14 protein-coding genes are annotated in these 15,292 nt (G+C 44.3%); all 14 read right to left on the bottom strand.

The features are described 5' to 3' along the window. Positions 1-15: 15 nt before the first annotated feature. The 14 genes from GXO74_03915 to GXO74_03980 all read right to left on the bottom strand — a co-directional run bounded on the left by GXO74_03915 (position 16) and on the right by GXO74_03980 (position 15,199). Positions 16-249, bottom strand: a complete 234-nt coding sequence (locus GXO74_03915) for a sulfurtransferase TusA family protein (GenBank protein NOZ60807.1) — start codon at positions 247-249, stop codon at positions 16-18. Between the two features lie 123 nt (positions 250-372). Then, positions 373-810, bottom strand: coding sequence for a Fe-S cluster assembly scaffold protein NifU (gene nifU, locus GXO74_03920; protein ID NOZ60808.1), 438 nt, complete (start codon positions 808-810; stop codon positions 373-375). Positions 811-861: 51 nt separating this feature from the next. Beyond that, positions 862-2,031, bottom strand: a complete 1,170-nt coding sequence (locus GXO74_03925) for an aminotransferase class V-fold PLP-dependent enzyme (GenBank protein ID NOZ60809.1) — start codon at positions 2,029-2,031, stop codon at positions 862-864. Positions 2,032-2,184: 153 nt separating this feature from the next. Beyond that, positions 2,185-2,406: a NifU family protein gene (locus tag GXO74_03930; GenBank protein NOZ60810.1), complete on the bottom strand. Its 222-nt coding sequence runs from the start codon at positions 2,404-2,406 to the stop codon at positions 2,185-2,187. A gap of 164 nt (positions 2,407-2,570) precedes the next feature. Next, positions 2,571-5,099 (bottom strand): hypothetical protein, encoded by a 2,529-nt coding sequence (locus GXO74_03935; GenBank protein NOZ60811.1) that lies wholly within the window; start codon positions 5,097-5,099, stop codon positions 2,571-2,573. 115 nt (positions 5,100-5,214) lie between these two features. Next, a complete protein-coding gene (locus GXO74_03940) occupies positions 5,215-5,817 on the bottom strand; it encodes an energy transducer TonB (protein ID NOZ60812.1) in 603 nt (200 codons plus the stop codon). Positions 5,818-5,845: 28 nt separating this feature from the next. After that, the gene (locus GXO74_03945; protein NOZ60813.1) at positions 5,846-6,556 is read right to left on the bottom strand and encodes a tetratricopeptide repeat protein; all 711 of its coding nucleotides are present in this window, start codon (positions 6,554-6,556) and stop codon (positions 5,846-5,848) included. 99 nt (positions 6,557-6,655) lie between these two features. Next, entirely contained in the window at positions 6,656-8,494 is a 1,839-nt protein-coding gene (locus GXO74_03950; GenBank protein NOZ60814.1) for a protein BatD, read from the bottom strand. 180 nt (positions 8,495-8,674) lie between these two features. After that, the gene (locus GXO74_03955) at positions 8,675-9,394 is read right to left on the bottom strand and encodes a tetratricopeptide repeat protein (protein NOZ60815.1); all 720 of its coding nucleotides are present in this window, start codon (positions 9,392-9,394) and stop codon (positions 8,675-8,677) included. A 1-nt stretch (position 9,395) separates the two neighbouring features. After that, complete coding sequence (locus tag GXO74_03960; GenBank protein ID NOZ60816.1) at positions 9,396-10,424, bottom strand: VWA domain-containing protein; 1,029 nt, start codon at positions 10,422-10,424, stop codon at positions 9,396-9,398. A 36-nt stretch (positions 10,425-10,460) separates the two neighbouring features. Further along, on the bottom strand, positions 10,461-11,456 hold the full coding sequence (locus tag GXO74_03965; protein NOZ60817.1) for a VWA domain-containing protein: 996 nt from the start codon (positions 11,454-11,456) through the stop codon (positions 10,461-10,463). A gap of 3 nt (positions 11,457-11,459) precedes the next feature. Next, positions 11,460-12,515: a protein BatD gene (locus GXO74_03970; protein NOZ60818.1), complete on the bottom strand. Its 1,056-nt coding sequence runs from the start codon at positions 12,513-12,515 to the stop codon at positions 11,460-11,462. Between the two features lie 50 nt (positions 12,516-12,565). Continuing rightward, complete coding sequence (locus GXO74_03975; GenBank protein NOZ60819.1) at positions 12,566-13,495, bottom strand: hypothetical protein; 930 nt, start codon at positions 13,493-13,495, stop codon at positions 12,566-12,568. A 105-nt stretch (positions 13,496-13,600) separates the two neighbouring features. After that, positions 13,601-15,199, bottom strand: a complete 1,599-nt coding sequence (locus GXO74_03980) for an N-6 DNA methylase (GenBank protein NOZ60820.1) — start codon at positions 15,197-15,199, stop codon at positions 13,601-13,603. Between the last annotated feature and the right edge of the window lie 93 nt (positions 15,200-15,292).

A 15,292-nucleotide genomic window follows, 5' to 3' on the forward strand; every position in this document is an offset into this window, starting at 1 on the left:
ACAGGTCAATTCATATCAGTGAGTTTTTTCGACAAAGGCATGGAATTCATCGTCGTCTTTTTCTATTCCTAAAAATTTATGGCCTGTTGCCTTGCACCAATTAGGGATATCTTCTTCGATGCCAGGATCATCACTGATAATTTCCAGCACCCGTCCGACACCGATTTCTTTAATTTTTTCCGCGGTTTTGATAATTGGCATCGGACATTGCAGACCGAGGCAATCGAGCACTTCATCAGCTTTGTTCATCGATATTCCTTAGAGCTTATTTCAAAATCCGGATATTTGCAAATCATAATTTCAATACCATCGACAACTATTTTGACGGAGAAGCAACTTAAAAACTTGGGTTTTGCTTTTGTCAAAATAAAATCACTCGCTGTGTTCCGCTTCAATCTCTTCTTCAGTTTTCAGTTTGATCGGAGAAGGAATACCATGTTTCGTGTAATAATCGTCCAGCGCTTTTTGCAGCGCCTGCTCGGCTAAAACGGAACAATGGCGTTTCACTTTAGGCAATCCGCCGAGTTCTCTGGTGACTTCTTCGTTAGTAATTTTCAGCGCCTCGTCAATTTTCTTGCCTTTGATCAATTCCGTCGCCATGCTGCTGGACGCAATCGCCGCGCCGCAACCGAAGGTTTTGAATTTCGCTTCTACAATTACATCGTCTCTTACTTTGATAAACATCTGCATAATGTCTCCGCAGGCGGGATTGCCCACCGTGCCAACGCCGTCGGCGTCTTCGATTTCGCCGACGTTGCGCGGATTCATAAAATGATCCATCACTTTTTCACTGTAAGGTCCTGTCGTCATCGGGCTGGTCCTTTCAATTTTATGTTAATTGTTTTCTTTAAAATAAAATAATTATGTCGATTTGTAAAGTGGCGACATTTCGCGCAACCGCTGAACAACCGGAGGCAATTTTTCCAATAATAAATCCACGTCCGCTTCCGTATTGTCAACGCCCAGCGTGAACAAAACCGTGCCGTTGGCAATTTCGTGAGACACGCCGATAGCAATCAGCACATGCGACGCCTTCAATGCCTTGGACGTGCACGCCGAGCCGCTGGAAGCGATAATTCCGTTCATTCCTAAAAATAATAAAATGGATTCGCCTTCGATAAACTCAAATCCCAGACTGGCGTTGTTGGGCAATCGCCATTCGCGATGTCCGTGGAAATGGACATGATCGATGGAATTCTCAATCCCGGCGATCAATTTATCGCGCAATTTTTTTACACGCTCGGCTCGCTGGTGCAAATTTTTCTTCGCCAATTCCGCAGCAACGCCCATTCCCACAATCGCGGGCACATTTTCCGTCCCGGCGCGACGTCCGCCTTCCTGGATTCCGCCGTCAATCAACGGATTGATCCGCGTTCCTTTGCGAATGTAAATCCCGGCAGCGCCCTGAGGTCCGTAAAATGTTTGCGCTGAAAAACTCAACAAATCGACATCCAACTCTTTCACATCAACCGGAATAACCCCGGCCGTCTGCACCGCATCGGTGTGGAAAAGCACACCTGCATCGCGCGTCAATTTGGAAATTTCTTTGATCGGCTCAATGGTGCCGATTTCATTGTTCGCATGCATCACCGAAACAAGAATCGTCTCATCGGTGATCGCTTTTTTCACATCGTCAGCGTCGATCAACCCCGTCGAGTCCACCGGGACTTCGGTAACTTCATAGCCCATTTTTTTCAACGCCTTGGCGGCTTGCAGCACCGAAAAATGCTCAATTGCCGAAACAACAATATGATTGCCTTTTTTGCGATTGGCAAAAGCTGCACCTTTGACGGCAAAATTATTCGACTCGCTACCGGAAGCGGTAAAAAATATTTCATTGATTTCGGCGTTTATCAACTGCGCGACTTGCTCGCGCGCTTTTCCCACAGCCTGTTTCGCTTCCTGACCCACATTGTGCACGCTGGATGGATTTCCAAATTTTTCAATAAAATATGGCTTCATACTTTCCATTATTTCCGGAAGCACTTGCGCCGCTGCTCCATGATCAAAGTTAATAATTTTTCCCATAATTTTCAACCTGTAAATTAATTTTCACTGTAACAACCAAAATGGTCTTCGTCTCAAAAATCAAATTTCCAGTATTGTTCGTTAATAAAATGTTTTAAAAAGTAAGGAAAATTCCGTTCGGCATTTGACTTAAACAAGTTGGAAATTCTCTTGAAATCAGACTGAAATAACTTCTGTCACTTCCGGTACCAATTGCTGCAAACTCTGCTTAATACCGTACTCCAGCGTCATCTGTGACATCGGGCATCCGTAACACGCGCCCTGAAGTTTGACTTTCACAACACCGTTGTCATCAATGGAAATCAATTCCACATTTCCGCCATCCGCCTGAAGAGAAGGCCGGATCTGATCTAATGCTTTTTCAATTTTTTCTCTCATTTTTACACCTCTTTCTTCTATCAATTTTTGATATTATAAAATGATATTCAAAAGAAAACATCCTTTTCAATTAACGCCGTTAAAGAAAAGGAGTTCCAATTTTGAAACGATTTAAATTTGTAATGAATATAAATTAAATAATTTTTAAAGTCAAGTTTTTTTCTCTATTTTTTCTTGCTGCTATTCTTTAGATGAAAATAAATTGTTTTCGTTTCATATTTGTTTTTATTTTTTTCGTCAAATTTAATCAGAAGGGCGGAACCTTCGTTGATCAATTTAGCCCCATCAACTTGAACAATTTGATAATCTGTCCGCAAATTCAACTCGTAAATTTCACCGCCAACGCCTTCTATTTCCAGCAAAAAAACGCCGTCGGAAAATCCATAATTCACAAATCTCAATCTCCGCGAACGCTCGCCCTGCCGAAGCTTTGGGAACGGCAGCAAAATTTCCACACCGGCAAAGTAATCGATCTCTACGACTGCGTTTTGCATTAAACTGAATTTCAATTCACAATGAACGTCACCGCCGAAGTCGCACATTTCAAACCCATGCTGTTTATTGTTCAATTTTACGTTGCCGACTCGAGTCCCGGGCGCCAAAGCCGGAGAAAATTGCACTTGCAACGGCTGCCCTGGTTCCTTTTGAAAAGAAAAAATTAATTTTCCGTCCTGCCGTTGCCAGTTCAGATCAAATTTTTCTTCGCCGCAGCGCAAGTTTCGAATGCTTCCTTCTTCCCAGTGAAACGGCAAATGGGGCGACAGTTTGACTTCTTTTTTCATGGCGTTCATTTCCAATCCCAACAGCCCGTGAAAGAAAGGATTCAAAATTCCCCACGCGGAAAATAATTGATGCGGAACAGCCGTTTCCAGACCGTGCAAAAAATCGCCCGAAAAGAGCTCCGCCTGCCAGCCAGGCTCGGCGACGAAAGTTAGCGCCGCGTTCGCGGCTAAATTTTCCCAGCCGTTCAACATGCGATGTTGGCGATAGTGGGCGCCGGCAACGTAGCCGGTAGTGAACGGCCAGACAGTTCCGTTATTGTAGTTGAGCGGATCGTAATACTGGCTATTTGTCCTCAAACTGCGCACACCCCAATCAGTGGACATGTCAGCCCGACTCATTTGTTTGAGAGTATCGTCCGGCTCAATAAGCCCAAAATAATAGGGGATCGCCTGCCAAACCGTCAATTCAGATAATTTCTCACCGGTGAGCAACTGTGAAAAATTGAGCGTCCCCGTTTCCGGGTTTAAAAAAATACTCCGAAATGAAGCAAGCGCACGCGCGAAAAGCTGTTCACTCTCGCTGTGCAATTTCTCTTTTTGCAAAATCTCACTCATCTGCATCAGAGACTTGATTGCTTCCAGCCAAAGCGACGCCAAATAAATATCGATTTTGGTTTTCGGCAAAAGTTTTCCGACCTCCATTGCCGCCAATCCGGCGGCGCTATTTTCCATCAGTCCGTCCTCATCCTCGTCAGCAGACAGGCAGAACTGAAACGCTTTTACAATCGAGTCCCAGCTCTCGCGCACGAAAGCCACGTCTCCGCTTTTTCTCAGATAATCCGCCATGGCAACGATGAAATACGCCGTGGTGTCGGCATGATAAAAAGCGTAGGGATATTTTTCAAACCAGGGGATGAGCGCCGCACTTTGGGCGATCTCGTGGGGAATCTTTCCGTCTTTTCGCTGGCGATCGCGAAAAAAACGCAGCGCCTTTTTGCAATTTTCAAAATCGCCGTAGCTATTGATCGCGAACGAATTGATGAAAGTGTCGCCGCCGAAAAACCAGGCGAAACCGGGACGGTGAGAATTTCCTGAAATTCCGTATCCGGCAACCATGCCGGCTCCTAATTGCGGATTTTCTACAAAACCCTTGTCCAGAGCAATCTTCGCCCATTCAAACGCCAGATCGAATTGAGCGTCTCCGGTTTCAATGGAGACGAAATCCTGTCGTAATTTCTGATAGTGAGCAAAATTTTTCTCGTACAAATCAGGAATGGAGGCAAATAATCGTTTGTAGCGTTCAATCGCCTCTTCCCTGCTGTTCGCGCTTCCGGTGACGGCAATCGGCAAAATTCTTTTTGCGGCTGTTTCTCCGTTGACGGGAATGATGAATTTCATCAGTTCGTCCGGCAATTGGTGGCCTGGGGTTTCAGAATGGGGTTCCGCCAGCAATGAGCCGATCAATCCGTAAAATTGTCGACTGCCCTCGCCGATGAGATAGGCATGAATTTCATCTAACCAACTCGTGTATTGCCCGCCCAATCCCGCCGGCCACATCGGCTGGAGTTCAGGCGAAAATTGCAGCCAGAGCTCAAGATCGGTGTCCGTGTCCACATCGAACAACAGCAAACACCCAGGCTCTTGCAATGGCGTCAACAAATGCAGCCGGATCGTGAAAATTTCATGACTGAAAATCAGCGTCGTCATCTCGGGACGATTAATGAGCTGATGCGCAATCGCTGCGGCTGATACCAACTTTTGATAGCGCGGAATAAAAACGGAAAATTGAAGTTCACTGACTATTTTGAACGGAAAAACCCACGCCTCAAAATGGCCGTTATCGCGGCCTAATATTGCCGCTTTTTGGCCGACATTCTCGCAATATTGCCGGCCGTTTGCGGAACTGGTCAACTCAATGGGATTCGAATGCAAACTGAATTTTTCAAACGCGCTGTTTCTTTGACTGTTCATGTCTTGTCCGATAACATTAGCAAAACAAGCGACTAATAATTTAATTTAATTGCTTCCTGGCACAATTGCAAGAATTATTTTTCAATCGGGAGAAACTCCTTCATCATCGGCCAAATTATTTGGAGACGCCGAAAGAATAGACGCGAGTTATCCAAATATCAGTGGGTTTACCTTGAGATTTTGCCGGGACGTAGCGTCCCTGAAGCGCCGCAGTTTTCGCCGCGCGTGCGCAGATAGGACTTCCTGAGGTATTTTCTAATATCACCACCTGATCCACAAACCCATATTTATTGACATGAATGTGGAGCTTTACACGCCCCTGAATTCCTTTTCTTTGCAATTCTTGAGGATATTCGGGGATGACTTCGTAGATGGGTCTGGGTTGAAATACAAACGGAGCGCCGGAAATTCCCCCTTCGCCTTGCAGCGGAGAATAAAGGTTCAAATCCAACTCAGTTTCTTCGATAGTAACGTCCTCTGGTATCAATTCATCATCGGAAGGAATGGGCACAGCCGGTTTCGGCGGCGGAGGTTTGCGCGTGCCCTGTCGCGTAATCGGAATATTTTCGACTTGCAGAGATGTGACAACAATGATCGGCTCTTCGTTTTTTTCCCAATTCAGCGTCGGGAATAATTCAAAAATAGAAATCGTCATCGCCAACGCGACAATCGTCGCAACGTGGATCGTCTTCTGATAATTCTCATCGCGATTGATCACAGAAATTTATCCTGTCAGTGCTTTTCCATTAAATAATTTCAAACACGTCCTTCTTCACCCAGCCGACGCTGCCGTTTGCCAGACGAATTCTCGCCCAGCCGTCGTTGTACGATTCCACCTTGAATTTTACACCTTCGTGCAGAGAAAACAAAACCGTTCCATCTTCTTCCGGCGAACCGAGCGCGTCCGTTTTTTCCACCAAAAGAATAGCATACTTGACAGAGGTTTCCTCATGAGCGCGCAGATAAAACAGCGACCCCGACAGGAGCAAAATGATGACAGCGGGCACAAGCAAAATTTTCGTCAGCCGCTGCCAAAGCCGCTGGCGCAGCAAAATTCGTATGGCGATCAAAATCGCCGTTAAAAAATAGAACCCAAGCAACAACCAAATTATGACGCTCATACTCAGCGCATATTTCACTTTTTGCATCCATTCGGCTAACGGCGGAACCGGAATGTTATCCACAGCGCGCATTTTTGCCAGATTCAAATTAAAAAGGACATCTTCGTTGTCAGGATTCAGGCGGTACGCGCGTTCGAAATTGAGAATGGCCTTGCCCAATTTCCCCAGCCGAAAATAGGCGTTTCCCAGATTGTAGTACAGCGCCCAACTTTCGTAACCATTGTGCAGTATTGATTCGTAATTTTTAATCGCCTCTTGGAATTGCTCTTGCTGATAAAGCTTGTTTCCCTGTTCAAACAAATACTGATTGTGATCCGCAAAGCCTGCGGAAGTCATAATTGACACAAAAATCAAAATCAAAAGTAGGCTAAATTTTCCATTGCGCAACATTATCACCAATGCCTTCGGTTTATTTTTACAAGCTAAAGTGAAAAATCAGACAATTTTTTCCAATTCGACGATCGCCTGTTTCGCCTCATTCAGGAATCTTTTCATCGCGTCAATTTTCGCCGTCGCTGGCGCAAATCGCTGATAGTCGCAGACGCGCAGGCAATCCATATATTTTTTGATAACCCGATCCTCGACGCCGCGGTTGCGCATTAATTCTTCCACTTCGTCAGCGATGATGCCGGCGGCGGACACGTTAAATTTGTCCCCGATAAATCCTAATAATGCGTTAGCGATTTCGCGGTAAAAATCTTTCTGTGTCTCTTCTTTCAAATATTTCTTCGCCAGCGACAACCGCTTTTGCGCCATTCGGTTCGCTTTTCTGCTGCGCGCATAGGCGACATTGCCGCTCAATTTGTCCAGATATTGACGATATTGAAAAGAAGCGAAAACGACGACCACTGGCAAAAACAGCATCAAATAAAAAGGGAACCTCTGAAAGAGCGGCTTGGTAATTTTTTTCCACTCAGCCGCACCCAACTGAATGTAACGAATATCTTTGCCAAGATATTGAATATCTTCTTTGTTTTTTGTGCTCGTGAAAGCGACAAGATCGTTGGCGGATTTCTCCACGCGGACTCTGATCTCTTTCGTGCGAATGGTGCGGTACGACCTGGTCCTCACGTCAAAATAAGAAAAACTGACCGGCTTGATGATCTGCTCGCCAGGATGACGAGGCACCAACACATATTCGAATGTTTTGCTGCCGGAGAGCCCCTGATTGTTGCGATTGATTTTCTGAGAGACTTTCGGCGGATATTGCTCGAAGTCAGCCGGCAAATCCAATTTCGGATCAGGGATCATCTTGATATTGCCGCTGCCGGCGATCTCTATTTTCAACGAGATAGCGTCATTGGTTTTGACGTTGGTTTTATCGACGAAAGAAGAAATAGAAAAATTTCCCACCAGTCCGGAAAAATCAGCGGGTTTTCCTGCGGTAGGAAGCGATAACACATTTATTGTCAATGGTCTTGATTGCACCAATTGGTGGACGGAACGACCAAAAAACGGATCGTCGAAAAAACTGTCAAAAACCGACCTACGCCGCGTCTGCACGCGGACACTGCATTCGATTTCCATGGGGCTGATAGTCTTCTTTCCGGCATCGGTCGGGAAAAGCGCCATGCGTTTGATCTCCGCGACGCGGTACTTTTTGCCGCGAAAAACTTCATCGTAAACCTTGGGCTGATTGCCTAAATCGTACTCTTCCGCCCAAAACCCGGCGGTGTTGGGTAATTTGTTCACGCCGTACTGCGTGACCGACACCCGCGTGTACAATTTGTACGAGACCATCACCGGCTCGTTGACGTAGGCAGTTCTTTTATTGGCAATGACGCGAAGAAACAAATTTTCAGCATTAATTTTATTGGAATTTTGGTTTTGACTTTGTCGCTGGCGCGGCGTCTGTCCCTGCGATTGTGGCGCGTTCGATTTAACAATCTCGATTTCAATCGGCTTGCTACGGTACTCTTTTCCGTTCATGCTGACGGAGACGGCGGGAATGGTAAATTTCCCCAATGTGACAGCACGAAAAATATAGGTGTGGGAGACTGTCACGCTCATGGCGCCGTTGATGATCTGAATATTCTGTGACGTGCCTGAACTGCCCAAATAGACTGCAAAATCGCTCAGATCAGGCATTTGCGGATTACCGGCGTCCCCGGCCTTTTGGCCGGTGATATCTACAGTGAGCGTAAAGTTTTGATTCAATCCGACGCGTGTGTTATCCAGCGAACTTTCTACGACAATGTCAGCGGCGTGCAAAGAGAATGCGGCAAAAATGACAAAAAATAATATGAATTTTATGAAAAAAAACTCCTTTTTCATCAACACACCTTTAATGTTATGATTTAAAGCTGAGTGTTGGCTTCTGCAATTCCCATTGATGGATTTACGGCTTAAAAACCAGCCATTTCAAAAATTGCTAAGCTGGGAAAAAACGCCTTCATTTATTCTAATATTCTTGATCCGAAATGTTAACCTCAAATGCGTGGTTTTGACTCCCAATTACCAATCTTTCACCACGCGAATTTTTCCGGCGCTTTTTGCCTTTCGTTTTTTCTGTAAATCCTTGTCTTCTTTGTTCAAAGCATTCAAAATTCGCTCGGCTTCTTCTTTGCTCATTTTTTGTTTTTGCTGATTTTGTTGCTGTTGCTGTTGCTTCTGCTGTTGTTGTTCCTGTTTTTGCTGCTCTTGCTTCTGTTTCTGCTGTTGCTGTTTTTTCTGTTGTTGCTGATCTTGTTTCTGTTTTTGTTGTTGCTTCTGTTGCTGCTGTTGATTCTGCGGCTGCTTCTTTGCTTGCTCTTTCAGTTTTTTGCGAACGAATTCCAGATTGTATTTTGCGTCTTCGTCTTCCGGATTCAACTTCAGCGCCTGAGTGTACGCCAAAATGCTTTCGGGAAGTTTGCCCAGGCGATAAAACACGTTTCCCATGTTGTAGTAAACTTTAGCTTGCGTCATGACATCATCGACGGACAGGCTTTTTTCAAAATCTTTCTGCGCATCTTCATATTTCTTTTTTTGGTACAGAGCGTTGCCGATATTAAAATGAATAACAGGATTATTGGGATCCTCGATTTGAGCGTCGCGATACTTATTATTCGCCTTGTCGAATTTTTTTTCGGCGTAAAGTTTATTTCCTTCCAGAACCTGTTTTCTTCCCGGTTGCGCCGGCAGCATGGTCGGAAGGATCAACATCACGAAAATTAATACTGTCAACCGTCTCATTTTAAAACCTTCCTTTCCACTCCGATTTCACTTTTTTTCGCTCGGGAATGAGCAATTCTGCAACGAGCAAAATAATGGCCAAAATCAGAAAATATTGGTAGCGGTCTTCGTACTGGGAAAATTTCACCGACGCTAATTCTTTCTTTTCCATTTTGGCAATCTCACCGTAAATTTTGTCCAGTTCGCTTTCGCTACCGGTAGCGCGATAGTATTTTCCGCCGGTTTGCAGCGCAATTTTTTGCAATGTGACTTCGTCCAATTTGCTGGTCACCACCTGCCCCTCGCGATCTTTCTTGAAACCTACAATTCTGCCGGACTCGTTGTGCAGCGGAATGGGAACGCCGTTAACCGAGCCGATTCCTACCGTATAAATTACCACGCCATCTTTTTCTGCGACTTCTGCCGCCTTGAGCGGATCTCCTTCGTGGTCTTCGCCGTCGGTAATCAACACCAGAACCTTATGTTTCCGTTCCCGTCCCTCAAAAGTTTTTACCGCTTGCAAAATAGCGCTGCCGATCGCCGTGCCCGGCGTGGGAATAAGATCTGTGTCAATAATATCGAGAAAATTTTTCGCCGCGCCATAGTCCAGCGTCAGCGGGCATTGCACAAAAGCCTCGCCAGCAAAAGCAATCAAACCGATGCGATCCCCTTCCAGCAAATCGATGAAGCGACTCACCGCGTGTTTAGCCTTTTCCAGCCGGTTGGGTTTGATGTCCTCGGCTTTCATGGACAGCGACACATCGATGGCAACAAAAATATCAACGCCTTTCCGTTTTGCCTGTTCCAATTTTGATCCCAATTGGGGTCTTGCCAGCGAAAAAATCAGAAAAAAAATCGTTAGAATAATCAGCGCAGCCTTCAAAATCTGACGATTTTTGCTGAATGATTCCGTCAATTTTTTAATCAATTCCAGATTCCCGAATCGTTCCATCGCCTTTTTTTTCCAGCGGAAAACAAAAACGTAGAACACGATCAAGATGGGAATGAGCGCCAGCAAATACAAATATATTTGATTATAAAACCGAAACATGATTCGACTCTCACCTTTGTTCGCTTACCAATTCCGTCACGGTATTTTTCTAAATCGAGTGTTGGCAAGAACTATTTCCAGAAGCAACAACGCCAACGCCGCCAGTACGTAATTTACAAATTTTTCCGTGTAACGAGTGAATTCTTTGATCTCAATTTTCGTCTTTTCCATTTCGCCAATATCGTGGTAAACTTTTTCCAGCGATTTTTTATCCGTGGCGCGAAAATATTTTCCGCCGGTGATGTCGGCGATTTTGTTCAGTAATTCCTCGTCAATGTCCACTTGCATTGGCACGTAACGCTTCCCCAGAAACGGATCGTCGATGGGATACATTGCCTGCCCGCGACTGCCCGCGCCGATGGTGTAAACACGAATTTTGAACGTCTTCGCAATTTGCGCCGCGGTAATGGGATCGATCTCGCCACGGTTATTTCTGCCGTCGGTGAGCAAAATCACGACCTTACTTTTCGCCTTGCTGTTTTTCAGCCGATTCACGCACGTCGCCAGCGCCATGCCGATGGCAGTGCCGTCTTCGATCATGCCGATTTTTATCTCATCCAAAAATTTAATCAGAATGCCGTAGTCCAGCGTCAGCGGACACTGAGTGTAACTTTTCCCGGAAAAAACAACCATGCCGATGCGGTCATTCGTTCTTCCCTTGATGAAATCCGTCGCCACTTCTTTCGCCACTTCCAGCCGATTTTTGTGCCGGTCCAGATCTTCGGCAAGCATACTGCTGGACACATCCATTGCCAGCACGATGTCGATGCCTTCGGTGATTACTTTTTCCTCTTTACTGGACGATTGTGGCCTGGCAAAAGCAACGATCAGCAAAGCAATGACCAACATCCTCAACACAAACAAAATATGCCGATAACGCCGCGTTGGCGTGGAACTGATCTGTTTCAAATTATTTAAATTGGAAAAACGAATTGTCGCCGAGGACTGCTTTTTTCGTTTGAGATACCAATAGGTTAAAATTGGAATAATCACCAATAAAATCAGAAATTCAGGATTCGCAAATCGAAACATTTCCTACTCCTCCTCCCGTTCCGAAATCCCGGAGGATGGTTCACTTTCTTCCACAGGAGTTTCTTCTAACTCGCCTTCTTCAGCCGGCTCTTCAATTTGTTCTTCAGCAGCGGTTTCCGCTTCCGGCTCGATAATGATTTTCGTCATTTCCACAATCTGAAATGCAAAATCCATCGCACTTTCATTCTCTTCGCTCACAGGAATATATTTGGCAAACTTAACCAGATCGCACAAACTCAAAAACTTTTCCGCAATCTCAATGACTTCCGGCTCGATTTCCGCCTCGCCCATGACGTCCATCAACTGGCCGGTGGTCATTTCCAACGCCGGAATGAAAAAGCGATTTTCAAAATAACGACGGATGATGTCGGAAATTCGGCTGTAAAATTGTTTGACTTCGCCCTTTTCCAGCAACTGCTCTTTTTTCAACTTCTCCAATTCTTCCAGCGCAATCTCGTGCGGCGGACGTTTCGGCTTTTCCCGGCGCGGCAGCAGCGGCTTTCCCTGCCGGCGACGCTTGATGTAATACAAAATCAGACCCAGAATAATGAGCACCACGATGCCTGCGCCAATCCAGCGCGCCAAACGCCACCAATCGCGCGGAATCTCCAGGGGCGGCTTGATATCGCGGATGTCGCCTTCCTCGCTCGGTTTCATACTCTCCACGGTGATTTTCAATTTCTCCGTGGTTAAAGCCTGCCACGTCGTGTCTCCGGGCAAAGAATAGCGCACCGTCACCGGCGGAATTTCGTAATCGCCGACGTCAAACGTAGAAATGACGTACTCGCGTTTCTGTGTCACGACGCCGTCTTTTTTCTCAGGTTTAACGTCTTCGTAATCGCGGATTTCGAACGCGCCCAGGTTCGCGCCCAGCGTCGGCATCTCAATTTTCACGCTGTCGTCGTAAGTCACTAAAATTGTGTATTTTATTAAATCGCCGATGCGGATGCGGTTTTTGTCCACTTTCGCGATGAGCGTCACCTTACCCGTGGCGCCGGCGGCGATGTTCGCCAAAAATATGCTCAAAACAAATATGCCAATCTGACAAATTCTTCGCATTCCTGCTTTCCTTAACAAATGCATTGAGATTTTTTCTGTTCACACCAATTCTATTTCAGCCTGTCGTCGTAGATTTTGACGCCTTCTGCCTGCATCAGTTTTTGAACCAGCTCCTCGTAAACCTGCTGCTGCCTTTCCATCGTCAGATCTCTGGCAACTTGTTGCTGCACTTCATTGAAACTGAGCTGGCGAACGACGTTGCCGTCTTTATCTTTTTGAACGTACTTATCTTTATTAGCCTGATAATAAAGCTGAACGTCTTCGGGATCAATTTTCACTTTTTGCTCAATCTCCTGCTGCAACAGTTTTTGCACCATAATTTGCTTTTTCGCTTGAAACGCCGCATCGATCACTTCGCTGTCTTTGTCCAATCCTTTTCTTTTTGCGGAATCAAAAAGCAATTCGGTCAAAATGTACTGTTTCAAAAATTCGACTTTCTTGTCTTTGCTCTGGTACTGGTTGCGGATGGATTGCGGCAATTGACTCAACTCGAAATCGATATCGCCCTGCGTAATTTGTTTGGCGCCGATTAACGCCACAACCGCGCCGGGTCTTTTTTTCTTCACTTTTTCCGGCTCCAGACTGGTCGCTTCGCTCAATGTCTGCTGCGCCTCTTCGGGGTGGCCCAGTCGTTCCTGACAGGCAATAATTTTCTGATCGATGGAACGCTTCAAATCTTTGCCCGGATTGAAATACTTCGCCCGAATGTAATAAGTCATGGCATTTTCATAATCGCGCAACCGTTCAAAAAAGATATCGCCGACGGTGTAGCTGACGTTCGCCTGCTGTTTGTCGTCCAATTTGTAATTTTTCAAATAGCTGATGTAAGCTTCAGCCGATTGTTTGAAAAGCTGTCGGTTGTAAAGCTCATTGGCGTATTCGCGCGCCTTCTCCTTTGCCATGGTCGGTTCCTGCGTTTCATTGCAGGCGATGATCAGGCTCATCGTAAAGATCAAACCAATTGCAAAATATTTTTTCATGAAGAGAAACCTCCAAATAAGTAGTTTTGCGTTTCTCGTATCTCTTAATTGACAAAAGTCCAAAAATTGAAAAAAATGGTTCAATACGACGCTGTCAGTGCAACTCTAACCGCTGGACTCAAATAGAAAAAGTTGATCATTCTTTTTTTCGTTTTTCTTAAATAATGACAAGTACTGCTCCCATGAGCTATAAGACAATTCTTGCCCTCTCTCGAAATTCAAGCTATTTATCTTTTCAGTAATCTCATCAAAAGTTTCGTCTTGCGCAATTTTGTTTATTGCAATTCGCATTAATATTTCTTTTGTGTAAGGTCTCTTAGCCTCAAGAAATGCAATAGAATTTAACAACTCAAAGGTAACCTCATCGGTCAAAATGCACCATGTAAAAAGCGCAGTTTCCAAATCATCAAAACCCAAAAAATAGCATGTATCGTCCAGCATAATTGGTTTATTATTATCCGGCAAGAGTAATGCAAAAAATGGCTTCTTATAGAGACCGGAAATCGCAATTTTATAAGGCTTAAATGAATATTCCCCAATCCCGAATATTGAAAACGGTGGTTTATTTTTATAAATAGATGATTTTCTATTGTCAATTATTTTCTTGTGCGACATCAAATATTCATATAGCCTGGGATATTTATCCTGAATATAATGTGTGCTTTCACCAATAGTGTGTTGAGTAATGATGACAAATTTTCTCGTTTTATCGATTATCTTGTCCTTCAAGTCAGAACTTTTTAACAGCCCATAGACCAGTTCACCTTCAATATCAACTTTTTCTCCCAGACCATTCTCAAAATAGCCCTCTTTCCGAATCAACTCAAAAACTTTTGAACTATCATGCTTAACACCTTGCCGCCATTCAAAAGGTGAAATCCCGTCATATTTGGAATTCTTCTTATAAGCGCGAATATCAGAAATAAATTTACCGTCCAACCATCCAAACTCATTTATTTTTTTTTCAGTATTAATTCCCTCGAAATATTCGCAAATAATTTTTTCCCCTTTATTCCCCAAATTACACGTAAAAAGCGAAGCATCAACAGCAGCGTTGAAAAATTGTTTAGCGTTTATGTGATAAGATCCAATATCTGATATTGTATAACCGAACTTTTGTAAATCGTGAACAAGATTTTTAATTACGGCATTCTTTATTAGAAAAGCCATTTTTCCCTTTAATTGGCTAAAATTTTCTAACATAAGTAGTGAAATATACTCACCGATGTCAAAGTTACCCTTACCGGTTATTGCTTCCAATCCGTTGAGCTTTTTTAAATTTCGCTTCAGCGGCAAATTTTCTGAATTCAGAGTGCTCAATTCAGAATTTGTCACCCAGGGCGGATTGCCTAACACAAGAACGGGTTCTGCAATCTTCCGGAAGACCACCTTCAGATCAAACTTAAAAATATCACCTTGGTAAAGAATTATTTCAGGTTTTTTCTTTTCAGCGTTATCCAAAAAATATGCTAAAATTTTAAATTTTGTTTCCCAGATATATTCTTCATATATCTCAACGCCAACAATTTTTTTAACTGAATCAAAATAGTTCAAAGATGACAGAATAAAAGAACCTTTGCCGAAAGTTGGCTCAATGATAGAAAACGGTTGCGTTTCATGCTCAGATAAAAATGAACATATCAAATCAGTTAACTCATCAGGAGTCTGAAAATCGCCATACTCTCTTCTCTCCACATCTTTCACGCTGAGCACGCCTTCGGTCAAATTGTGCCGGAAAGACAAAAAGGAATTTTCATTTTCAAAGAACTGGCATATACCCGACAATCCTTTAAGAAT

The organism is Calditrichota bacterium, from assembly GCA_013152715.1.
Classification (GTDB): domain Bacteria; phylum Zhuqueibacterota; class Zhuqueibacteria; order Thermofontimicrobiales; family Thermofontimicrobiaceae; genus 4484-87.